Here is a 22,588-nt window from a genome sequence, read left to right as displayed (position 1 = left end):
GCCGGATCCGCCCCGACCGTGCGCCTCGCGCCGGTCGGGGCATCTCACGGTTCCGGATGCCAGGGCATCCGGGATTCGTCAGTGCTCCTGGCGCACGAGGTCGACGCCGGCGGCCGCGAACTGTCGCAGCGTCGCGTGCGGCAGGAACGCGCGCGTGAGGGCGGCGCCGATGCGCGTGAGATCGGCCTCGTCGCGGTAGAGCAGATACATCGTCTCGTAGCGCGGGTGGAACTTCTGCTTGAAGCGGTGCAGTGACGCGAAGCCGTAGACGGGCTCGAGCATCGCGGCCATGCGCTCCTGCAGGTCGGCGATGACGCCGGCATCCGCGGGGTACTCGTGCGCGAGCGGGGCCCCGGACAGCGACATGACGGCCGCGCCCTCTTTCGAGAACTGCTGAGCCGACGCGCCGATCAGGTACTCCATGACGGGGCCGAAGCCGCCCTCGCGGCGACGCATGAGATCGAGCGTCCAGCCCCTGATCGCGCCCTCGCCGTAGATCGGCAGCCACGAGAGGAACCCGTCGACGTCGCCCGCCGGTGAGACCGCGAGGGCGAGGCGCACCTCGGGATCGGCGGCCTCGTGCAGGGTTCCGAGCGTGAAGCCCATCTCGGGCAGGCCCTTCTCGCCGACCCAGCTGTCGGAGATCGCGCTCAGCTGCTGCCGGACGCCCCAGCTCTCGTCGGACAGGCGCGACAAGCGGAACGTCATGCCCTCGCGCTGCGCACGGTTGAGCGAGGTGCGCACCGCCGACCACGCCTTGCCGGTGAACTGCAGGCCGGGGAGATCGACCACGGTGTCGTCGGCGACCACGATGCTGCGCCACCCGTCGGGGACGGCGCTGCGCGTGGCCTCACCGGCGCTGAAGAAGCAGGGGGCGAGTCCCGCGGCCTCGGCGGCCTCGATGAACGCCCGCACGGTCTGCGCGCGCTCCGCTTCGGGGCCGATCGGGTCGGCCAGGGCCAGGGCGACGCCGGAGCGGCGTTGGTAGGCGACGATCCCGCTGCCGAACCGGGCGTACGACATGCCCTCCCACGTCGTCATCCACGACAGGGTGCCGCCCCCGTCGGCGTGCAGCGCCGTCTTCACCTCTTGCGCCGTGGGCGCGGGAGAGGCGCCGAGCTGGGCCCGCGGCCGGGCGCGGAACGCGCCCCGCACGAGCACGAAGTACGCCCCCGCCACGATCCACAGCGCCGACGAGGCCAGCACGCTCGTGACGTCGGCGCCGAGGTCGGCCTCGACGCCCGGGAGCCCCGCCAGCAGCAGCACCATGATCAGCAGCAGCACCAGCACGGCGTTCAGCGCCACGTAGACGATCACGATGATCCACGCCCACCGACGACCGCGCCGCAGCGCGGTGGCCACGACGAGCACGATCACGGTATTGACGGCCACGTCGATCCACGACCCCGACGTCGCGGCCGAGAAGCCGAACGGGCCGGTCATCGGGGCGAGGTAGCCGAGGATCTCGATCGCGCCGAGCGCGCACAGCACGACGAAGGCGAGAAGCCGCTGCTCGCGCACGTTCACCCGCTGCGGGCGCAGCGACCTCGTCACCGCGAGCACGAGCCCCACCGCGAGCAGTCGCTCGAGGTCGGGGAGCGAGCCGTAGTAGAAGAGAGCGACCGCGAGGCAGGCGAGCAGCACCGTCCACGCGCGCAGGCGCCAGGGCGAGGGCAGCAGGGCGACGGCGGCGGCGATGCACGCGAAGAGTCCGGCCGACGGGCCGACGGAGAGCACCTCCGCCTGCTGCTGCGCCCACGTCCACGGCAGCAGAGAGGCGCCCCACAGCAGCAGCGACGCCGCGAGCACGGCGAAGAGCTGCCCCACGGCGAAGGTCGCGGCGGCGACGCGGCTGCCGCGGCGGTACTCGAGGGAGCCGATGCCGGCGAGGGCGGGGAAGCCGGCGAGGAACAGCCAGGGCGAGCCGACGAAGAACGTGCCCGTGACGGGTGTCCACCAGCGCCCGGCCTCGAGCGCCGGCAGTCCGTAGGCGACGGAGGGGAAGAGGTCGGATGCCGTGAACGGTTGCCAGAGGCTCCCGGTGAGAAGGCCGATGACCAGCAGAGCGGTGGCGAACCCCAGGGTCACCGGGATGCGCTTCGCTGCTCTCAGAGCACGGCTCGTCGTCGTGTTCTTCCCCATGCCGCTCACGATAGGGCACTCGTGCGCGGCGGTCGGGGATCAGTTCTGCGGGGGCGGAACCGCGTGCCAGGCGGCTCGAGCGTCGGCCAGAGCCCGACCCGCATCGGTGGCCGCGCGCGAGGCGGCGAGCTCGCGGCGCGCACGTTCGAGCCGCAGGCGATCGGCGATCGGACGCACCTCGTCGCGGGTGTCGGCCTGAGCCAGGGCGGCTCGCGCGCACGCGAGGGTGCCCGGCAGCGCAGCACGCGCCGCCTCGATCCGCAGACGCGGGCTGACCGCGTCGCCGATCATCTCGTCGCGCAGTTCGCGCGCGCGAGCGACGGCGACGATCGCCTCGCGCGGCCGGCCACCCGCCTCGACGGCCGCGCGCTCGAGGTCTTCCCGCGCCGCACGGAGGCGGTCGAGGGCATCGGGCGCGCACTGCCCGCCGCGGGTCGTGGCGATCTGCACGGCGTCGTCGAGTTCCGCGCGCGCCGCAGCCAGCTCGGCTTCGGCGTTCTCGGCAGCCTGGAAGGCGATGCGATGGGCGTCTTCGACCGCCCGCAGGTGGCGCGCCGCCCGGCGGATTTCCCGTGTCGCGCGCAGCAGCGCCTCGTCATCCGCGGCTGCGGAGAGGGCGTCGTCCGCCTCGGAGAGCGCGGCCGACGCCGCCGCGGCCGACGCCTCGGCCTCGGCCCAGTCGGAGTGATCGAAGCGGTGCCGCAGCGCATCCAGCAGCGGCTCGGGGTCGCCGGCCGCCGCCACGACCGCCTGGCGACGCTCGCGCACCGCAGCAGCCAACCGATCGGTCGAACGGTGTGCGCGGACCCACTCCGCGAGCCGCGCGCGCGTGTCGGACGTGCGGGCGAGCTGTCCCTCGAGACCGGCCCGGGTACGGCGGGCGAGATCGCGCCGCGTCGCGGGGATCAGGGACGCGTCGTCGAGATCGGAGACCTCGACGAAACCGCGGTCGCGGGCGCGGTGCGCCGACGTACGCGCGCGGCGCAGTTTGGTGGGCGCATCGCCGGCGTCATCGGCATCCGCCGCCTCGAAGGCCACGTCGAGTTCGACGACGGCGTCGTCGAGACGCAGCAGGGCGTCGGCGGCTTCGGCGACCGCCGCATCGGCTGCCGCGCGGGTCTTCGCCGACCGACGGATCGTCCGCACGACGAAGACGACGATCGCCACGGCCACGGCCGCGAGGATCAGCGCGACGAGCGCGGGCACCGCCCCGTCGATGTCAGACACCGGCGTCGTCGATGAGGAGCAGGGCGCGCAGCTGGTCGACGTCGTCGACGGCCGCCTGGGCACCGTCGGCCTCGTGGGGCCAGCTGAAGCCCCACCGCACGAAGATGACCGGCACCCCGGCATCCGCCCCGCCCTCGACGTCGTGATGCCGATCGCCGATGAGCACGGGACGCGAGATGTCGGCTCCGGCGGCCTCGAGGCGGCGCAACGCCTCGCGCACGATGTCGGACTTGGCGCTCAACGCGCGCTCGTCGAGACTCGCACCCACCATGGCCTCGAGGTCGGGGGCGAGGCCGAAGTGGTCCATCAGGGCGACCACCTGCACCTCGGGCTTCGAGCTCGCCGTCGACTGCGGAACCCCCGCCGCATGCACGTCGTGCACGAGCTCGGCGACGCCGGGATACAGCTGGGCGCTGCCCGTGTAGCCCTCGCTCTTGTTGAGCGCGCGGTAGAACACCACGGCCTCATCCGCCTGCGCGAGGGTCATGCCGGTGTTGACCTGGAACGACTCCCGCATGGGCGGACCGATCCACTTCGACAGCTCGCCGCGCGTCGGCGGCGTGCGACCGAAGTGATCGAGCGTGGTGGTCAATCGGCGGAGGATGCCCTCCGATGCGTCGACGAGCGTGCCGTCGACGTCCCACAGGACGCAGGAGAAGGGAGAGCGTGCAGACATGCGTCCACGCTACCGGCGCGGCATCCGCCCGGCTCGACGCGGCGCGGTCAGAACAGACGCGGGGCGCCCGACTGCACGCCCTTCATCTCGTCGTAGTCGAGGGTGAGACACCGGATGCCGCGGTCGGTGGCGAGCACGCGCGCTTGGGGCTTGATCTCCTGAGCCGCGAACACGCCGGTCACCGGAGCCAGGAGCGGGTCGCGGTTGAGCAGCTCGAGGTAGCGGGTGAGCTGCTCGACGCCGTCGATGTCGCCGCGGCGCTTGACCTCGATCGCGACGGTGCCCGTGCCGTCGTCGTTGCGCAGCAGCAGGTCGACGGGGCCGATAGCGGTGGGATACTCGCGACGCACGAGCGTGAGGTTCTCGCCCACGACCGACACCTGCTCGGCCAGGAGCCGCTGCAGGTCGGCCTCGACACCGTCTTTGATGAGCCCGGGATCGACACCCAGCTCGTGGGCGGTGTCGTGGATGATCTCGTGGATGCGCACCAGCAGGGCGTCACCGGTCTTGGCGTGCAGGACGCGCCAGCGCTCGATCACCCCGTCTTCGACGTCGACCTCGTCGGGCTGCTCGAGGGTGAGGCTGCACGGCGGGCTCATCCAGTTCAGCGGCTTGTACGAGCCGCCGTCGGAGTGCACCAGCAGGCTGCCGTCGTTCTTGTGGACGAGCAGGCGGGTGGCGAGGGGGAGATGCGCGTTGAGGCGGCCGGTGTAGTCGACGGAGCAACGGGCGATGACGAGACGCACTCGACGAGCCTAATCGCGTCGCGCGGGCTCGGCCTCCGCCTTATCGGCGACGACGAGCGGCTTGGCGGCGCCGGAGAAGAGACCGGATGCCACGATCAGGCCGACGACGATCAGCAGCGTGTTGAGCAGGCCGATGTGATCGCCGATCCAGCCGAGGATCGGGGGGCCGCACAGGAACGCGACGTAGCCGATCGTGGCGGCCGCGGCCACGCGCGATGCGGCCTTGGCGGGGTCGTCGGCGGCCGCCGACATGCCGATCGGGAAGCCGAGCGAGGCGCCGAGGCCCCACAGCGCGGCGCCGACGAAGACGAGGGGTCCGTACGGCGCCAGGATGAACAGCAGCAGTCCCGCGGCGGCGGTGCCGGCAAGGACCCGCAGCACGAGCACGCGACCGAGGCGGTCGACGACGGGACCGCCCGCGATGCGGCCGACCGTCATCGCCACGGAGAACACCGCCAAGACCGCCGGGCCGGCCTCTTCGGGAGCACCGTGGCCGTAGACCACCGCGGACGGCAGCCAATCGTTCGCGCTGCCTTCGGCGAAGGCCATGCCGAGCATGATCACGCCGAGCGTGTAGGTACGCGGCTCGCGCCAGGCCTGCAGAGCCACCGCGAGGCGCTCGCGCCAGTGCGCCCGCTCCTCGTCGGCCGGGGCGTCCATCGCGACCTCGGCGCGCGGAACATTGGCCACCGCGACGAACGCGACGACGATGATCACCACGCCCATCGCCACGCTGTGCGCGATGACGGGGATGCCGAGGCTCACCGCGACGAAGCCGAGACCGGCGCCGATGACGGTGCCGAAGCTGAAGAAGGCGTGCAGCAGCGGCATGATCGTGCGGCCGGTGGCCTTCTCGAGAGCTGCGCCCTCGACGTTCATCATCACGTCGACGGCGCCGTTGCCGAAGCCGAACAACGCCAGGCCCACCAGGGCGACGCCGAAGAGCTGGAGGGAGTCGGCGCCGAAGCCGATGATCATCAGGCCGACGCCGACGAGGAGCAGGGCCACGAGCATGCCGCTGCGGGCGCCGATGCGGGCCATGACGGCCGGGGCGATCGACAGGCCGATGATGGATGCCACTCCCATCCCCAGCAGCAGCAGCCCGACGCCGGAGTTCTCGATGCCGAGGGATTCTCGGATGGCCGGCACCCGCGAGGCCCAGGTCGAGATGCTCAACCCGCTCGCGAGGAAGATGGCGCAGATCGCGATGTGCCAGCGGACGAGCTGGGACCGGGTGAGCGTCGAGTGCATGGGAGAACCCTATCGAATCGATTCGGCGCCGCGGGATCGGGCACGTTACGATCGGGCCGTGAGCACCAGACGCGCGACGATCAGCGATGTCGCCCGCGAGGCGGGAGTCTCCGCCTCGACGGCATCCGTCGTGTTCAGCGGGAAGACCCCGACCTCGGAGGCGACCAGGGCCCGCGTGATCGCCGCCGCCGCGTCGCTCGGATACACCGGCCCCGACCCGCGAGCGGCCTCGCTGCGCCGCGGGCGCTCCGGGATCGTCGGCGTCGTCTTCGATCAACACCTCGGCACCGCGTTCCTCGACCCGGTCACCACGCACATGATGGACGGGCTCGCCGACGGGGTCTCGCGCCTCGGAGCGGCCCTCCTGCTGCTGCGCGACGATGGGGTCACGGTGAGCGAGCCGTCGCTGCACACTGCTCCCATCGACGCCGCCGTGCTCATCGGCTGCAGCCCGCGGATGCGCGACTCGCTCGAGATCGTCCGAGGCCGCGGCATCCCGGTCGTGGTCGTCGAGGGAGACGCGGGCGAGGGGATCCCCCAGGTTCTGCTCGACAACGCCGAGGCCCAGCGCGAAGCGGCGCTGCACGTCGCCGCGCTCGGCCACCGCGACGTCGTGATCGTCACCCTCCCCACCGACACCGCCCGCCGACGAGGGTGGATCGCCGACGACGCCGAGGTGCGCGTCGACGTCACCGCCGACCGTCTGGCGGGAGCGCGGGCGGTCTTCCCCGACGCCCCGGCTCTCGCCGCGGCGACCAGCTCGATCGACGAGGGCGCGATCGCGGGGCGCACGATCTTCGCCGACCCCGACCGCCGACCAACCGCCGTCATTGCGCAGAGTGACCTGCTTGCCGCCGGCGTCATCCGGGCGGCCGAGGAGGCCGGGCTGCGGGTGCCGCACGACGTCAGCGTCACCGGCTTCGACGGCGTCGTGGTGGACGGCCTCGCGCCCCACGTGCTCACGACCCTCGTGCAGCCCGCGACCGCGAAGGGTCGGGCCGCCGGAGAAGCGGTCGCAGCGATGCTCGAAGACGCCGAGCCCTCGGGACTCGCCCTGTCGTGCACGTTCCGCGAGGGCACGACGACCGCCCCGCCGTCTACCAGATGATCGCCGGCGGCGCGGGAAGTCTCATACGCCGCATAGAATAGATTCGACACCCCGAGAGCCCGGGCACCCGCCCGTCGACCCCGAGGAGGCCTGACCGTGCTGATCTTCCTCGGCGCCTTCGCGGCCGTCCCCCTGCTCTTGCCGTGGCTCGTCTCGCGCATCGGTGCTCGCGCCTTCTACGTCGCGGCCGTGCTTCCCGCCCTCGCGTTCGCCCACGCGATCGTGATGGCCCCCGCCGTCTTCGCGGGCGATATTCCTTTCGAGGAATACCGGTGGATCCCGGCGCTCGACGTGTCGCTGTCGATGCGCATGGACGTGCTCGGGTGGTTGCTCACCCTCGTCGTGACAGGTGTCGGAGCGCTCGTCATGCTTTACTGCCGCTGGTACTTCCGCGGCAAGACCCACGGCGTCGGGCAGTTCTCCGCCGTGCTGCTCGGCTTCGCGGGCGCGATGTACGGCCTCGTCCTGACCGACGACATCGTCGTGCTGATCATGCTCTGGGAAGCCACGAGCGTGCTGTCGTACCTGCTCATCGGGTACTACCACGGTCGCGCCTCGAGCCGGCGAGCCGCCCTGCAAGCCCTGCTGGTGACCACCCTGGGCGGGCTGGTCATGCTGATCGGTGTCGTGCTCATGGTGGTGCAGGCGGGCACGTCGAGCCTGTCGGCGATCCTGGCCGACCCGCCGGTGGGCACCGTCGTCGACATCGCGGTGCTGCTGCTGCTGGTCGGCGCGCTCAGCAAGTCGGCGATCTTCCCCTTCCACTTCTGGCTCCCCGGCGCCATGGCGGCCCCGACCCCGGTCAGCGCCTACCTGCATGCGGCCGCGATGGTGAAGGCGGGCATCTACCTCATCGCGCGCCTCGCCCCGGGGTTCGCCGAGACGCCCTTCTGGCGCCCCACGCTCATCGCCCTCGGCGTCTTCACGATGCTGCTGGGCGGCTTCCAGGCTCTGCGCGAGCGCGACCTCAAACGCATCCTGGCCTTCGGCACGGTGAGCCAGCTCGGCTTCCTCACCGTGATGCTCGGCTACGGCACCCGCGACGCCGCCCTCGCCGGGGTCGCCCTGCTGCTCAGCCACGCCCTCTTCAAGTCCTGCCTCTTCCTCGTCGTCGGCGTGATCGACCGTCAGCTCAACACCCGTGACATCGGCCAGCTCTCCGGTCTCGGTCGACAAGCACCGGTCATGGCGACGGCATCGTTCATCGCGATCTTCTCGATGGCGGGCGTGATCCCCACCCTCGGGTTCGTCGCGAAAGAGACCGCGCTGACCGCCCTCCTGCACGAGGCCGAGGCCGGTGCTCCGTGGGGTCTCGTCGCCCTCTTCGGCGTGGTGCTGGGCTCCGCGCTGACGGCGGCCTACGGCATCCGGTTCCTGTGGGGTGCCTATTGGACCAAGCGCGATGTCGAGACCACCGAGTGGCCCGACCCGCCCATCGGGTTCCTGTCCGCCCCCGTCCTGCTGGCCGCGACGACCCTGACGCTGGGCTTCCTCGCGCCGATCGTCGACCACTGGCTCGCGCCCTACGCCGACGGTCTGCCCGAGGCGACCGCGGGGGTCGAAGCTCCCGAGTACCCGTACCACCTCGCGCTCTGGCACGGTCTCGAGCCGGCGCTGTTCATCTCGCTCGGCACGCTCGCCCTCGGCGCCGGAATCTTCTGGGTCGTGCGCAAGACCCAGCTGCACAAGCGCCCGCGTGTGCTGCCCTTCACCGCCAACGACGCGTACAACGGCTCGCTCCGCGCCATCGACCACACGTCGGAGTGGGTGACCGCCCGCTTCCAGCGCGGCTCGCTGCCCTTCTACGTCGGCACCATCTTCGTCGTGCTCGTCGTCGCCGAGGGCACGGCGCTGATCGCCTCGAGCGAGTGGCGCGCGCAACTGGCCGCGTGGCAGTCACCCGCCCAGCTCATCTCGGCGCCCATCATGATCGCGGCCGGCATCCTCGCCGTGCGCGCCCGCAAGCGCTACACCGGCGTCGCCCTCGTCTCGGTGACGGGGCTCGGCATGGTCGTGCTCTTCGCGACCAGCGGCGCACCCGACCTCGCGCTCACCCAGGTGCTGATCGAGACGGTCACCCTCGTGGTGTTCGCGCTCGTGCTGCGACGCCTCCCCGCCCGTATGGGCGAGCAGAACGAGTCGGTCGCCCCCATCGCCCGCGCCATCCTCGGAGCCGGAGTCGGTCTCACGATGGCCCTCGTCGCGATCGTGGCGACGGGCGCGCGGCAGGATCTGCCGGTCTCGCTGGCCTGGCCCCCGCTCGCGTACGAGATCGGCCACGGACGCAACGTCGTCAACGTCGCCCTCGTCGACCTGCGCGGGTGGGACACCATGGGCGAGCTGTCGGTGCTCGTGCTCGCGGCCACCGGCGTGGCATCCCTCGTGTTCATCACCGACCGCAGCGACAACCTCGCGCGCCGCTCGGGCACCGCTCGCAGCCGCGTGGGTCTCGGGCGACGACGCCCCCTCATCGAGACCGACAGCGGCGTGCGCGCCCAGCGGGTCGGCGAGAGTGGCGCTCCGCGCGCCTGGCTGATCTCGGGCTCGAAGGTGCAGCCCGAGAACCGCTCGATCCTGCTCGAGATCATCATCAGGGTGCTGTTCCACTCGATCATGATCGTCTCGCTCTATCTGCTGTTCGCGGGGCACAACCTCCCCGGCGGCGGCTTCGCGGGTGGTCTCGTCGCGGGCATGGGCCTGGTCATGCGCTACATCGCCGGTGGGCGATGGGAGCTGGGCGCCGCCGCCCCCACCGACGCCGGTCGCCTGCTCGGCGCGGGCATGGCCATCGCGGTGCTGTGCGCCCTGGTGCCGATGGCCTTCGGCTTCGCCCCCCTGCAGAGCTTCACCTTCGAGGGCGAACTGCCGATCATCGGACACTGGGAGTTCGTCACCAGCACGATCTTCGACGTCGGCGTCTACCTCGTCGTGATCGGCCTCGTCCTCGACGTACTGCGCAGCCTCGGCGCCGAGGTCGACCGCCAGTCGCAGCATCCGGAAGATGCGGAGATGTCGGCCTCATGACCATCTCCCTCGTCCTCGTGATCGTCATGGCGATCCTCTTCGCCTGCGGTGTCTACGCGATGCTCGAGCGCAGCCTCACGCGCGTTCTCATCGGATTCCTGCTGCTGGGCAACGCCGCGAACCTCCTGCTGCTCATCGTCATGGGCGCGCCCGGGCGTGCTCCGTTCTACGACGGGGGAGAGACGGATGCCGCGGACATGTCCGACGCGCTCCCGCAGGCGTTGACGCTGACGGCGATCGTCATCACCTTCGGCATCTCGGCCTTCCTGCTCGCCCTCATCTACCGCTCGTGGCAGCTGGGTCAGGCCGACACGGTCATCGACGACGCCGACGACGTGGCCCTGCGCGCGCGCACGGCGAACGAGCCCGAAGACGCGATGGACGAGGAGTCGCGCTCCGACGACGAAGACGTCACAACGGACTTCGTCGGCAGTGTCGCCTCGCCGATCCGCATCCTGCACCACGGCGATCTGTCGGGTCTGATCGACGACGCTCCCGTCGACCGCGTGGCCGTCACCCGCGACGAGCCCACCGACGACGCCCCCCGCGACCCCCAGGACGGTGATCGCTCGTGAGCGCCCTCGTGCCCCTGCTCGTCGGCATCCCGCTCATCGGCGCCGCGATCAACCTCATCTTCGGCCGCCGCAAGAAGACGCAGATCTTCGTGTCGGTCGCCTCGCTGACCGCGGTCCTCGTGCTGGGTGCGGTGCTGCTCGTCGCCGTCGACACGAGTGGCCCGATCGCCGTGGCGATCGCCGCGTGGGACATCCCCTTCGGCATCGTGCTCTACGTCGATGTGCTGGCCGCGCTGCTGGTGGTGGTCACGAGCATCGTGCTGCTCGCGGTGCTGCTGTTCTCAATCGGTCAAGGCGCGGCCGACAACGACGAAGACACCCCGGTCTCGATCTTCTACCCGGCGTACCTGATCCTGGGCGCGGGCATCTTCAACGCCTTCATCGCCGGCGACCTGTTCAACCTCTACGTGGGCTTCGAGATCCTGCTCGTCGCCTCGTACGTGCTCATCACGCTGGGCGGCACCGAGTCGCGCATCCGCACCGGCGTGGTCTACATCGTCGTGTCGCTGGTGTCGTCGATCCTGTTCCTCGCCGCGATCGCCATGGTCTACGGCGCCCTCGGCACGGTGAACATGGTGCAGATCAGCGAGCGCATGGCGCTGCTGCCGCAAGACACCCAGACGATCCTGCACCTCATGCTGCTGCTCGCCTTCGCCATCAAGGCGGCGGTGTTCCCGCTGTCGTTCTGGCTGCCCGACTCCTACCCCACCGCGCCCGCCCCGGTCACGGCGGTGTTCGCGGGCCTGCTCACCAAGGTCGGCGTCTACGCGATCATCCGCACGGAGACGCAGCTCTTCGTCGCGAACGACCTGAACTTCCTGCTCATGATGGTCGCGCTCGCGACGATGATCGTCGGCATCCTGGGCGCGGTCGCGCAGGCGGAGCTCAAGCGCATCCTGTCGTTCACCCTCGTGAGCCACATCGGCTACATGATCTTCGGGCTGGCGATCAACACGCCTCTCGCCGTGGGCGCGACGATCTACTACATCGTCCACCACATCATCGTGCAGACGACCCTCTTCCTCGCGGTCGGCCTCATCGAGCGTCGCGCGGGCAGCACGTCGATCCTCAAGGTGAAGGGATTGATGCGCGCAGCCCCTCTGCTCGCCGTCCTCTACTTCATCCCGGCGATCAACCTGGGCGGCCTGCCGCCGTTCTCGGGCTTCATCGGCAAGTTCGCGCTCTTCGACGCCGCAGCTCAGGTGGGAACGCCCGTGATGATGGTGCTCATCGTCGGCGGCATCGTCACCTCGATCCTCACGCTGTACGCCCTGATGCGTGCGTGGAACCTCTCGTTCTGGCGCGAAGACGACGACTCCGCCGAGACGAGCGAGCGCATCGCCTACCTCGGCAACGCCCCGGCCGCCACGATCTCGACCGAGCGGCGCACGACGCCGAAGATCATGACGGTGGCGACCGCCGGCATGGTCGTGGTCACGATCGCGCTGACGGTCTTCGCCGGCCCCCTGCTCGACGCGTGTCTGCGCGCCGGTGAGCGCATCACCGAGGGCGTCACCCTCGTACAGCTGCAAGAACAGGGGGGTCAGCGATGAGCCCGTCGCGGAGCTCCCAGGTGTCGTTGTTCCTGCACCAGCTGCCGTTCCTCGTGTGGCTGGTGGCCCTGTGGATGCTCCTGTGGGGCCAGTTCACGTGGCTCGCCTTCCTCACCGGACTCGTCATGGCCGTGTTCGTGACACGCGTCTTCCGGCTGCCGCCCGTCGAACTCTCGGGCCGCATCAACCTCTGGTACGGCCTGATCTTCGTCGTCACCTTCCTCGGCGCGGTGGTCAAGGGTTCGCTCATCGTGGCGTGGCAGGTGCTCGACTTCCGCCGTCAGCCCGGTGCCGCGATCATCGCCGTGCCGCTGCGTGTCGACGACGACGTGATCATGGCGCACACCGCCATCACGGCGTCGCTCATCCCGGGTTCGCTCATCGTCGACGTCGACCGCGAGAACCGCACGCTGTTCCTGCACACCATCGGGGTGCGGAACGACCGCGATGCCGAGCACCAGCGTCGCATCGTGCTCGGGTGGGAGGCGCGGATCACACGGGCGGTCGGCTCAAAGGAAGAACTGCAGGAGCTGCGCGCCAAGATCGCCGAGTCCGGCGCCGCCGCGCACCACGGTGCCGAGACGCCGCGCGACGGGAGGACCCTGCTGTGAACACCGCCCTCGTCGTCGTCATCCTCGTCGTCTTCGCCGCCGCTGCGGTGCTCGCCCTCATCCGTCTCGTGATCGGGCCTTCGATCCTCGACCGCGCCGTCGCGGCCGATGTGCTGCTGACCGAGGTGCTCTGCATCCTGGGCGCCGACATGGTCATCAACCACCACACCCGCTCGCTCCCGGCGATGCTCATCATCGCCGCGGTCGGTGTCTTCGGCTCGATCGCCGTGGCGCGGTTCGTGGCGCGGAAGGAGAATCCGAGATGAGTGCGGATGCCGTCCTGGACACGATCGCGCTGATCCTGGTGCTCCTCGGTGCAGTGCTGTGCCTGACCGCGACGATCGGCCTGCTGCGCTGGCGCGATGTGCCGACGCGTCTGCACGCGGCCACCAAGCCGCAGGTGCTCGGAGTGCTGCTCATCGTGATCGCCGTCGCGCTCGGCTCGCGCACGTGGGAGGTGCTGGCCTTCGGCATCCCGATCGTGCTCATCCAGTTCGCGACGGCCCCCCTGAGCGCGCACATGGTCGGCCGCGCGGCCTACCGCAACCGCACCACCGACGAGGCCAACCTCTACGTCGACGAGCTGCGGCACAGCACGGAGCAGCCAGGATCGACCGGCGCGCAGTCCCGCCCGGAGAGCTGAAACCGGGTCAGACCCCGGCCTCGCGCACGTCGGCCTGAGCCTGTGCAGACGGGGTGCCCTGCGCCGGGTCGGGCGTCTCGGTGCGGTGGTCGAGCTCGCGCGCCTCACGCTCTTCGCGCCGCCCCTCGGCGAGGAAGGCCAAGCGGTTCAGGCATTCGTGGTTGCGGGCGACGAGCAACGGCTTCCACAGCAGCGAGGGGAGGATCGCGGCCGCTCCCGACACGGGCTCCTCGACGATCGTGACGGCGGTGCCGAACTCGTGCGGGCGGGCGTCGATGCGGATCACGCCGCGCCCCAGGATGCCGGCCTCGGGCCGCAGGCGTATTCGGCGGGGCGGATCCCACTCGACGATCTCGGTCTCGTCGTGGATCATGACGGGCCAGATCCCCAGGGAGTGATGGATCTGCGACCCCTCCTGGGGCCACTCCTCGTCGACGTCGCGCATGCGCGCCGCCCCCACCACCCAGACGGGATAGAGCCAGCCGTCGGAGAGCACGGCGAACAGGTCGTCGGGCGTGCAACGCATGAGGCGGGTGTTGCGGGCGGCCATGGCATCCCTCCGGTCGGCGTGCTCCGACTGTAGAGGGCGGCCGTCGAAGGCGGCGAACCCCTTGACCGAGGGGGGTGGGGGTCCGGTCCCTTCGACAGGCTCAGGGACCTCGGTTGAGGCTCAGGGCCCTTCGACAGGCTCAGGGACCCGGGGGGAGGTCGCTGAGCCTGTCGAAGCGGCCGGGCCGGGGTTAGGAGGAGGGAGACCCGGGGTCCCGCGCAGGGGGAGGCGGAGCCCCGGGCCGGTCTGATCAGGCGCGCGTGATGTCGGTCACGACACCCTTGTCGAGGCGCAGGCGCCGGCGGGCGCGGCGGGCCACGGCCGAGTCGTGGGTGACCACGATCAGGGTCAGCCCCTCCGCGTTCAGCGCCTCGAGCACGTCGAGGATCTCGTCGCGCATCGCCTCGTCGAGGTTGCCGGTCGGTTCGTCGGCGAGGAGTACCCGGGGCTGCTTGGCGGTGGCGCGGGCGATCGCGACGCGCTGCTGCTGCCCGCCCGAGAGTTCGCCGGGGCGGTGGTCGGCCCGATCGGCGAGACCCACCCGCGTCAGGGCCTCGGTCACCCGGCGTCGGCGCTCGATGCGGTCGAGTCCGAGCGGTTCGAGGCCCATGTCGACGTTCTCGGCCGCGGTGAGGGTGGGGATGAGGTTGAACCCCTGGAACACGAAGCCGATCTCCTCGGCACGCAGACGGGAGAGCTGCGTGTTCGAGGCACGGGCGATGTCGATCTCGCCGAGCACGACGGCGCCGCTCGAGGGGCGGTCGAGCGCGCCGAGCATCTGCAGCAGGGTCGACTTGCCGCCGCCGGTCGGCCCCTGGATCGTGACGAAGTCTCCGGCGTCGATCTCGAGGTCGACCCCCGCGAGGGCCCGAACGGTGTGCTCGCGCTGACGGTAGGTGCGGGTGACGTCTTCCAGGCGGTAGGCGGTGGCGGTGCGGGTGGGAACGGTGAGGCTCATGGTCTGTCTCCTTCGAAGGGGGTGGATGCCGCTCACGCGACCGAACGCAGGGCTGCGGCAGGGCTGAGGCGAGCGGCTCGCCACCCGCCGAAAGCTCCCGCGAGGACGCCGCCGAGCACCGCGATGCCGACCGCGGCGAGCACGACCACGGGGGTGACCGGAGCGTTCAGCACGACATCGGTGGCCTGCGCCGCCGCCTGTCCGAACCCACCGCCGGCCCCGCCGCCGGGGCCTCCGGCACCGCGGCCCGGCCCGCTCGCCGTGCTCGCGGCGACCGAGAGGGTCGGCGAGATGACGTTGACGAGCAGGATGCCGCCGAGGCCGAGGATCAGACCCGCGACCCCGCCGAGCAGCCCCTGCGCGAGCGACTCGCCCGCGACCTGGCGCACGATCCGTGCGTTCGACCACCCGATGGCCTTCAGAGTGCCGAACTCGCGGGTGCGACGCGCGACGCCCGAGATGGTGAAGAGCACGGCCAGCGCCAGCGCGACCAGCAGCACGACCAGGGAGAGCCAGGTACCCAGGTTCGAAATCATCGACGATGCGCTCGAGAGCGAGCCCGAGACAGTGGAGGCGAGCTGAGACTCCGAGCTGACGGTGGCATCGGGGAGTGCGGCTGCGATCCGGCTCTGCACCGCGTCGATGGCATCCGACGACTCCGCCTGCACGTACACGGTCGACACCACGTCGCCGACGCCCGCGAGCGACTGGGCGACGTCGAGGGGGAGGTACACGTTCGCGGCCGTGTCGGCGTCGGCCGAGGCCGAGGCGACGATGCCCACGATCTGCACGGCGGTGCCGGCGACCTCGATGGTGTCACCGACCGCGAGGCCCGCGCTCGCCGCGTAGGTCGCATCGACGACGGCGACGTCGCTGCCCACGTCGGCGCCGGTCAGGGCGCGGCCCTCGCTCACGGTGACCGCCGACAGGGGGCCGACGGATGCCGCGGGGTCGACGCCGAGCACGCTGAGCGAGTCGACGCCGAAGCTGCCGCCGCCCTGCCCGTCTGCCGGCGGTTGCCCGTCGCCGTCGGTCGGGGCGGATCCTGTCGTTCCCGTCCCCGTGCCGCGCTGCGGGATCTCGCCCGAGAAGGTCATGTTCGTCAGCGACAGGGCACCGGTCGCCGCAGAGACGCCATCGATGTCGGCGACGGAGGTCACGGTCGAGGCGTCGAGGGTCGTGCGCTGACGCTCGGCGACGAGACGCGACTGGTCGAGGGTCGTCGTGCCGTCGGTGGTGGTGCCGTCTTGGGCGTCGAAGTCGAAGCGGGCTCCGCCTCCTTCGCCCGGTTGGGTCTGCGCACCGGTGACGGTGAGATCGGTGCCCACGCCATAGACCGACGACAGGGCCTGCGTCTGCGCGTCGCGCACTCCCGCCGAGAGGGCGTTCACGACGATGACGAGCGCGATGGCGATCGCGAGTCCGACCGCGACGATCACGGTCTGCTTGGTGCGGCCGGCGAGTTCGCGCCGGAGGTACGTGCCGTACATGGGTCTCCTTCCGGACGCGGGATGCGGCCGTCGGAGCGAAAGTAGGAACGCGACCCTCACCGCCCCCTCACGGTTTCTATGAAGGACGTATGACGCGGTGGCACCGCGTCGCGGGAGCGTGCATGCTGGCATCCGTGACCTCCCGCCCTGCCCCCCTCGCCCGCCCCGACGGCTCGCCGATCCGCGCTCTCGTCGTCGACGACGAGGCGAACCTCAGCGAGCTGCTGCGCATGGCGCTGCAGAACGAGGGCTGGGACACCCGCACGGCAGCGAGCGGTCAGGAGGCGTTGAACGTCATCCGCGACTTCGAGCCCGATTTGATGGTGCTCGACGTCATGATGCCGGGGCTCGACGGCATGGGGCTGCTCGCGCGCGTGCGTGCCGTCGGCAACGACGCTCCGGTGCTGTTCCTCACGGCCAAGGACGCGGTCGAAGATCGGATCGCCGGCATCTCGGCCGGTGCCGACGACTACGTCACGAAGCCGTTCAACCTCGAGGAGGTCGTTGTGCGTCTGCGCGGCATGGCCCGCCGACACGTGGCCGCCGTCGCCGACGCCGACCCGCGGCTGCGTGTGGGCGATCTGAGCCTCGACGAAGATGCGTACGAGGTGGAGCGCGGCGGCATCCCGATCAAACTCACCGCGCGGGAGTTCGAGCTGCTGCGCTACCTGATGCAGAACCCGCGCCGCGTGCTGAGTAAGGCGCAGATCCTCGACGAGGTGTGGAGCTACGACTTCGGCGGCGACGGCAGCGTCGTCGAGATCTACATCTCGTACCTGCGCAAGAAGATCGACACCCTCGGCGACCCGCTGATCCATACGGTCCGCGGCGTCGGCTACACGATCAAAGCCTCATGACCGTCGCGTCCCGCACCGCGCTCTCGCGCCGGTGGACGCTGCGGCGCACGCTGGTCGTCGGCATGAGCGCGCTCGTCGCGCTCGCCTTCGTGATCATGAGCGTCGCCACGATCGTGGCACTGCGCTCGTTCGCCTTCGATCGTCTCGACCAGCAGGTGCGCGAGAGCCTGTCGTTCGTGGCGGGTTCGTCGCGGTTCGACGGCGGATCGCGTCCCCCCGGGAGCGGGTCGGGCGGCCCCGCGCCGCGCATCGGGTCACTGCAGGCCGTCGTCGCCGCTGACGGCACCGTCGAGCGGTCGGGCTACACGCGATCGGACGGCACCGACGTCGCCCTCACCGACGATCAGGCCGCCCGCCTGACCGCGGCGGTCTCGACCGACCGGCAGCCCTCGAGCGTCGACCTCGGCGGCGACCTCGGCACCTTCCGCGTCGCGGGGGCGCAACGCGATGGCACGACGGTGTTCGCCGGCGAGTCCGAGGCCGACGTGAGCGCGACGACCTCGGCGCTGACGATGATCCTCGCGGCGGTCGGCGCCGTCGTGCTCGTCGCCGCGATCCTGGGCCTATCGCTCTTCGTGCGTCGCAGCCTGCGGCCCCTCGAGCGGGTGGCCGATGTCGCCCAGCGGGTCTCGACGCTCTCGCTCGACGCGGGAAACGTCGACATCGCCGACCGCGTCGCACCGCCCGACACCGACCCCGCCACCGAGGTGGGCCGGGTGGGGGCGTCGCTGAACGACCTGCTCGCGCACGTGCAGCGCTCGCTCGACGCGCGCCAGTACAGCGAGGAGCAGTTGCGCCGGTTCATCGCGGATGCCAGTCACGAACTGCGCACGCCCCTGGCCAGCATCCGCGGGTACGCCCAGCTCTCCCTTGGCGAGGACGCGCCGATGACGCCGACCCAGGCGCGGTCGTTCGACCGGATCGAGTCGGAGGCGCAGCGCATGGCCTCGCTCGTCGACGATCTGCTGCTGTTGGCGCGATTGGATGCCGGACAGCCCCTGCGCCGCGACGAGGTCGAGCTGACACTGCTCGCCGTCGACGCCGTGAGCGACGCGCAAGCGTCCGCGACCACGCACGAGTGGCGGCTCGACGTGAGCGAGGACCTCATCGAGGTGACCGGTGACGAGAACCGTCTGCGCCAGGTGGTGGCGAACCTGCTGCGCAACGCCCAGACGCATACCCCGGCCGGCACGAGGGTGACCCTGTCACTCGCCCGCGACGGCGCCGACGCGGTGCTGAGCGTGACCGACACCGGACCCGGGATCGACCCCGCAGTCGCGGAGCGCCTGTTCGACCGCTTCGCCCGTGCCGACGACGCGCGCAACCGCGACGAGGGCAGTACGGGCCTCGGCCTCTCGATCGCGCAGGCGATCGTGACCGCCCACGGCGGGTCGATCACGGTCGACAGCGTGCCCGGTCGGACGGTGTTCGAAGTGCGTCTGCCCGCGTGAGGCGGGGAGGGATCGGGGCGGGGGCGAGGTGGCTGAGCGTGTCGAAGTCACCGGGGACCGCGTGGGGGCCGGTCCCTTCGACAGGCTCAGGGACCTGGGTGGGCGGACGCGAGGTGGCTGAGCTTGTCGAAGTCACTGGGGACCGCGTGGGGGCCGGTCCCTTCGACAGGCTCAGGGACCTCGGTGGGCGGAAGCGAGGTGGCTGAGCGTGTCGAAGTCACTGGAAACCGCGTGGGGGCCGGTCCCTTCGACAGGCTCAGGGACCTGGGTGGGCGGGGGCGAGGTGGCTGAGCTTGTCGAAGCCACCGGGACCACGCGGGGGACCGGTCCCTTCGACAGGCTCAGGGACCTGGGCGGGCGCAGCCCTCGTGATGGGCGTGGGCGAGGGCGAGGTGGCTGAGCGTGTCGAAGTCACTGGGAACCGCGTGGGGGCCGGTCCCTTCGACAGGCTCAGGGACCTGGGTGGGCGGAAGCGAGGTGGCTGAGCTTGTCGAAGCCACCGGGACCACGCGGGGGACCGGTCCCTTCGACAAGCTCAGGGACCTGGGCTTGTCCCCGCGCCTCAGCCGATCAGGCTCGGCTGCAGGTCGCGCAGCGTGCGGTGATGCGTCATGCGCGTCACGCCGATCGCCGCGAGCAGCACGCCGCCGGCCATCCACGCGCCCAGCACCAGCAGGTCGGGCCCGACCCGCGTGAGGTCTCCGCCGTACATGACCTGCCGCATGGCATCCACCACGTATCCCATCGGCAGCACATGGTGCAGCGCCGCGAGGGGCGCGGGCAGCGTCTGCCAGGGGAACGTGCCGCCGGCCGTGACGAGCTGCAGCACCATGAGCACGAGTCCGAGGAACTGCCCGACCGAGCCGAGCCACACGTTCAGCGCGAGCACGATCGCCGCGTACGTCGCCGAGGCGAACAGCAGGATGCCGAGGGCCGCCCACGGATTCGCGAACGAGAACTGCAGCGTGATCGCGAGCACGGTGAACAGGCCGACCATCTGCAAGGCCCCGAGGCCCGCGGGGGTGAGCCAGCCCGCGAGCGTCACGCGGATGGGGGAGCGCAGCGCCGTGATCGCGCGCTTCGACACCGGCTTGACGATGAGGAACAGCGCGTAGATGCCGATCCAGCCGGCCAGCGCCGCGAAGAACGGGGCGAGTCCCGCGCCGTAGTTCTGCGCCTTGGTGACCGAGCTCGTGCCGACCGCGACCGGGTCGGAGATCGCCGCGGCCTGCGCTTGGCGGGTCGCGTCGTCGGAGTCGGGGATCTGCTCGACGCCGGAGGCCAGCCCGTCGCGCAACTGGGTGGCGCCGGTGGAGAGCTGGCCGATGCCGTCATCGAGCTGGGTCGCGCCGTCGCGCAGCTGGGCGGATCCGTCGCGCAGCTGAGAGGCTCCGGATGCCGCGGACGCCGCGCCACCGGCGAGGGCGGAGGCCCCGTCGGCGGCGGTGGCGGCTCCGGCGGCCACGGTGGCGCTTCCGGATGCCACCTGGCGCGCGCCGTCGTCGAGCTGGTTGATCTGCGCGACGGTGTCCTGCACGCGGGTGTTGGCGCTCTGCAGGCGATCACCGACCGGGTCGAGGCGCGAGAGGATCTCATTGACGCGGGCCTTGTCGAGCCCGGCGTCGGTCAGGGCCTTCGCGATGTCGGAGCGCGCCTGCGGAAGCTGGGCCGCGGCGTCGCCCGCGATCGAGCCCACCTGGCGGGCGGCGGCATCGATGCGGTCCACACCGCCGGCGACCTGCTGGGCGCCGTCGGCGACGCGAGCGGATCCGTCGCGCAGCTGCGCGGTCCCGTCCTTCAGCTGCGCCGCGCCGGCCGACAACTGCGCCGTTCCGTCGGCGAGCTGGGCGGATCCGTCGGCGAGCTGCGTCGAGCCGCTCACGAGCTGCGAGGATCCGTTCTTCGCGGTGCCGAGACCATCGACCAGCTGCGTCGCGCCGGTCGTGGCGTCGACGAGCTGCACGCGGATGGTGTGCAGGGCGTCGAGCAGGGTGAGCCCCGCCTCGTCGACGACCTTCTGCGCGACGGAGGCCTGGATGCGCGCCACGGCCTGCGTACCGATCGTCGACGCGAGGTAGTTGTTGGCGTCGTTGGTGCGCAGCTCGATGTCGGCCTGGCGCGGGCTGTCGCTCGAGAGCGAGGCGACGGCATCGGTGAAGTCGGAGGGGAGCGTCACCACGAAGTCGAAGTCGCCGCGCTGCAGGCCCTGGTCGGCCTGCTCGGTCGAGACGCGATGCCATTCGAACGTGTCGCTGTCGAGCAGCTGGTCGGCCGCTTCGTCGCCGAGGTTGCGCTCGGCTCCGTTGACCTCGGCGCCCTGGTCGTTCACCACGAGGGCGACGGGCACGCTGGAGAGGTTGCCGTACGGGTCCTGGTTGGCCCACAGGTAGAGCCCGCCGTACAGGATGGGCACGGCCAGCAGCGCGATGAGCGCGATGACCGACATACGGGTGGAGGTGAGACGGCGCAGTTCGGCCGTGATCATCTGGGGGATCTTCATCGCGCGGCCTCCGCGGTCTCGTCGAGGGCGTCGATCGCTGTGCGAGAGGCGTGCCCGGCCACCACGAGCACGGCGTACCCGCGCTCGGCGAACTCCTGTGCGATGCGCCACCAGTCCAGCGGCTCGCCGCCGTGGCGGTCGGGGGCGACCAGCACGAATCCTTCGACGTCGGTGCGGAGGGCGGCGAGCTCGAGCAGCAGGCGCACGCGGGCGGCGGGCTCGACGTTGCCGATCGGAAGACCCGCGATCGCGTCGAGACCGATGCCCTCGAGCCACCGCGCCGCCGCGAAGGGTGTGGGGGCGTGCCCCGCGAACATCAGCTCCTCGGCGACGACGCCGGTGACGGTGACGTTCGCCTCGGGCTCCGACACGATGGGGGCGTCGACCAGGGCGACGCGGCGGCGGAGGGCGCCGGCATCCGCTCGTCCGTCGATCGTGACGGAGCCGCTGTCGATCTTCATGCGGCCGGATGCCACGAGGCCCAGCACCGTGGGGCGCTGCTCGGTCTCGGCGACGACGAGCGTGGCCGAGCCGGTCTCGAAGGCGGTGGTGGTCTCGGGCAGCACGCTCTGCGCGCGACCCTTCGCCACGGCGGTCAGGACGATTCTCATTGCGCCTCCAGGTCGGGGTGCTGCTTCAGCAGGGCGCGCGCTTCGGTCCACGAGAGCCCGGCGATGCCGAGTACGGCGCACACCGCGATCGAGCGGGCCGTCGAGGAGCCGGCGTCCACCCGGGCGACGACCATGCGGCCGGTCTCTTCGAGCAGGCGGGCGAGGGTGGGCGCGGGAAGATCCGTGCGCAGTTCGCCGGCGTCCTGTCCGCGGCGCACGATCGCGACGATGCGACGGCGGAGCGGGGCGAGTGCGGCGGAGGTCTCGGCGAGGTGCGCGTCGTCGAGCGCGAGGGCGGCGGCGGCCTGCACGTGGGCGGCTTCGCGCCAGAGCTCGGATGCCAGGCGGGCGAGCGCGACGCGGGAGTCGGCGTCGTCGATCTCGTCGGCGATGGCGTTGAAGCGGGCGGCTCCCGCGGCGATGACCTCGCGCACGATCGCGTTGCGGTCGTCGAAGTGGCCGTAGAGGGCGCGGCGCGAGAGGCCGGCGCGGCGGGCGATCGTGTCGATCGAGGCGCGCGGGTCGTGGCCGATGGCCGCGGTGGCGGCGCTGAGGATGCCGGCGCGGTTCTCGACGGCGTCACGGCGGGTGGGGGTGCTCACGGATGATCAGTGT

Annotated in this window: 20 protein-coding genes; 9 read left to right on the top strand and 11 right to left on the bottom strand. The window is 71.3% G+C overall.

Annotated elements, in window-relative coordinates:
* Positions 1-78: 78 nt before the first annotated feature.
* Genes ABXS86_RS10155 through ABXS86_RS10135 form a run of 5 tightly spaced genes read right to left on the bottom strand, consistent with a single transcriptional unit; the run spans position 79 to position 6,042 of the window.
* The gene (locus ABXS86_RS10155) at positions 79-2,142 is read right to left on the bottom strand and encodes a bifunctional lysylphosphatidylglycerol flippase/synthetase MprF (RefSeq protein ID WP_353664355.1); all 2,064 of its coding nucleotides are present in this window, start codon (positions 2,140-2,142) and stop codon (positions 79-81) included.
* 39 nt (positions 2,143-2,181) lie between these two features.
* Positions 2,182-3,369, bottom strand: coding sequence for a hypothetical protein (locus ABXS86_RS10150; RefSeq protein WP_353664354.1), 1,188 nt, complete (start codon positions 3,367-3,369; stop codon positions 2,182-2,184).
* Entirely contained in the window at positions 3,362-4,045 is a 684-nt protein-coding gene (locus ABXS86_RS10145) for an HAD hydrolase-like protein (protein ID WP_307207628.1), read from the bottom strand. Before ABXS86_RS10145 ends, ABXS86_RS10150 begins: the two co-directional genes overlap by 8 nt.
* 47 nt (positions 4,046-4,092) lie before the next feature.
* Complete coding sequence (nucS, locus tag ABXS86_RS10140) at positions 4,093-4,791, bottom strand: endonuclease NucS (protein WP_144783567.1); 699 nt, start codon at positions 4,789-4,791, stop codon at positions 4,093-4,095.
* A gap of 9 nt (positions 4,792-4,800) precedes the next feature.
* Positions 4,801-6,042 (bottom strand): MFS transporter, encoded by a 1,242-nt coding sequence (locus ABXS86_RS10135; RefSeq protein WP_353664353.1) that lies wholly within the window; start codon positions 6,040-6,042, stop codon positions 4,801-4,803.
* A 58-nt stretch (positions 6,043-6,100) separates the two neighbouring features.
* On the opposite strand from ABXS86_RS10135, the gene ABXS86_RS10130 reads away from it, so the two are divergent.
* The 7 genes from ABXS86_RS10130 to mnhG all read left to right on the top strand — a co-directional run bounded on the left by ABXS86_RS10130 (position 6,101) and on the right by mnhG (position 13,556).
* A complete protein-coding gene (locus ABXS86_RS10130) occupies positions 6,101-7,150 on the top strand; it encodes a LacI family DNA-binding transcriptional regulator (RefSeq protein WP_353664352.1) in 1,050 nt (349 codons plus the stop codon).
* A gap of 96 nt (positions 7,151-7,246) precedes the next feature.
* Positions 7,247-10,174 (top strand): Na+/H+ antiporter subunit A, encoded by a 2,928-nt coding sequence (locus ABXS86_RS10125; RefSeq protein WP_353664351.1) that lies wholly within the window; start codon positions 7,247-7,249, stop codon positions 10,172-10,174.
* Positions 10,171-10,749 carry a Na(+)/H(+) antiporter subunit C gene (locus tag ABXS86_RS10120; RefSeq protein WP_353664350.1) on the top strand — a complete coding sequence of 193 codons (579 nt, stop codon included), beginning with the start codon at positions 10,171-10,173 and terminating at the stop codon, positions 10,747-10,749. The genes ABXS86_RS10125 and ABXS86_RS10120 overlap by 4 nt, the downstream gene beginning before the upstream one ends.
* On the top strand, positions 10,746-12,302 hold the full coding sequence (locus tag ABXS86_RS10115; protein ID WP_307207638.1) for a Na+/H+ antiporter subunit D: 1,557 nt from the start codon (positions 10,746-10,748) through the stop codon (positions 12,300-12,302). Before ABXS86_RS10120 ends, ABXS86_RS10115 begins: the two co-directional genes overlap by 4 nt.
* Positions 12,299-12,913: a Na+/H+ antiporter subunit E gene (locus ABXS86_RS10110; RefSeq protein ID WP_353664349.1), complete on the top strand. Its 615-nt coding sequence runs from the start codon at positions 12,299-12,301 to the stop codon at positions 12,911-12,913. The genes ABXS86_RS10115 and ABXS86_RS10110 overlap by 4 nt, the downstream gene beginning before the upstream one ends.
* Positions 12,910-13,179 carry a monovalent cation/H+ antiporter complex subunit F gene (locus tag ABXS86_RS10105; protein ID WP_307207642.1) on the top strand — a complete coding sequence of 90 codons (270 nt, stop codon included), beginning with the start codon at positions 12,910-12,912 and terminating at the stop codon, positions 13,177-13,179. Before ABXS86_RS10110 ends, ABXS86_RS10105 begins: the two co-directional genes overlap by 4 nt.
* Entirely contained in the window at positions 13,176-13,556 is a 381-nt protein-coding gene (mnhG, locus tag ABXS86_RS10100) for a monovalent cation/H(+) antiporter subunit G (RefSeq protein ID WP_307207645.1), read from the top strand. Before ABXS86_RS10105 ends, mnhG begins: the two co-directional genes overlap by 4 nt.
* Positions 13,557-13,563: 7 nt before the next feature.
* Here the strand turns inward: mnhG and ABXS86_RS10095 are convergent, their stop codons facing one another.
* The 3 genes from ABXS86_RS10095 to ABXS86_RS10085 all read right to left on the bottom strand — a co-directional run bounded on the left by ABXS86_RS10095 (position 13,564) and on the right by ABXS86_RS10085 (position 16,554).
* On the bottom strand, positions 13,564-14,106 hold the full coding sequence (locus ABXS86_RS10095) for an SRPBCC family protein (protein WP_353664348.1): 543 nt from the start codon (positions 14,104-14,106) through the stop codon (positions 13,564-13,566).
* 250 nt (positions 14,107-14,356) lie between these two features.
* On the bottom strand, positions 14,357-15,064 hold the full coding sequence (locus ABXS86_RS10090) for an ABC transporter ATP-binding protein (RefSeq protein ID WP_353664347.1): 708 nt from the start codon (positions 15,062-15,064) through the stop codon (positions 14,357-14,359).
* A 32-nt stretch (positions 15,065-15,096) separates the two neighbouring features.
* Positions 15,097-16,554, bottom strand: a complete 1,458-nt coding sequence (locus ABXS86_RS10085) for an ABC transporter permease (protein WP_353664346.1) — start codon at positions 16,552-16,554, stop codon at positions 15,097-15,099.
* A gap of 122 nt (positions 16,555-16,676) precedes the next feature.
* Between ABXS86_RS10085 and ABXS86_RS10080 the strand changes: the two genes are divergently transcribed.
* Together ABXS86_RS10080 and ABXS86_RS10075 are read left to right on the top strand one after the other, a co-directional pair.
* The gene (locus ABXS86_RS10080) at positions 16,677-17,411 is read left to right on the top strand and encodes a response regulator transcription factor (RefSeq protein WP_353666244.1); all 735 of its coding nucleotides are present in this window, start codon (positions 16,677-16,679) and stop codon (positions 17,409-17,411) included.
* Positions 17,408-18,862 (top strand): sensor histidine kinase, encoded by a 1,455-nt coding sequence (locus ABXS86_RS10075; RefSeq protein WP_353664345.1) that lies wholly within the window; start codon positions 17,408-17,410, stop codon positions 18,860-18,862. The genes ABXS86_RS10080 and ABXS86_RS10075 overlap by 4 nt, the downstream gene beginning before the upstream one ends.
* A 562-nt stretch (positions 18,863-19,424) precedes the next feature.
* Here the strand turns inward: ABXS86_RS10075 and ABXS86_RS10070 are convergent.
* Genes ABXS86_RS10070 through ABXS86_RS10060 form a run of 3 tightly spaced genes read right to left on the bottom strand, consistent with a single transcriptional unit; the run spans position 19,425 to position 22,575 of the window.
* Positions 19,425-21,362 (bottom strand): YhgE/Pip domain-containing protein, encoded by a 1,938-nt coding sequence (locus tag ABXS86_RS10070; RefSeq protein WP_353664344.1) that lies wholly within the window; start codon positions 21,360-21,362, stop codon positions 19,425-19,427.
* Positions 21,359-21,973, bottom strand: a complete 615-nt coding sequence (locus ABXS86_RS10065) for a hypothetical protein (RefSeq protein ID WP_144830797.1) — start codon at positions 21,971-21,973, stop codon at positions 21,359-21,361. Before ABXS86_RS10065 ends, ABXS86_RS10070 begins: the two co-directional genes overlap by 4 nt.
* Positions 21,970-22,575, bottom strand: a complete 606-nt coding sequence (locus ABXS86_RS10060; RefSeq protein ID WP_353664343.1) for a TetR/AcrR family transcriptional regulator — start codon at positions 22,573-22,575, stop codon at positions 21,970-21,972. The genes ABXS86_RS10065 and ABXS86_RS10060 overlap by 4 nt, the downstream gene beginning before the upstream one ends.
* Positions 22,576-22,588: the final 13 nt, after the last annotated feature.

The sequence above is a fragment of the Microbacterium sp. che218 genome (assembly GCF_040436305.1).
GTDB classification, from domain to species: domain Bacteria; phylum Actinomycetota; class Actinomycetes; order Actinomycetales; family Microbacteriaceae; genus Microbacterium; species Microbacterium algihabitans.
Note: the sequence above shows the minus strand (reverse complement) of the source record. Positions and strands in the feature narration are given on the sequence as shown.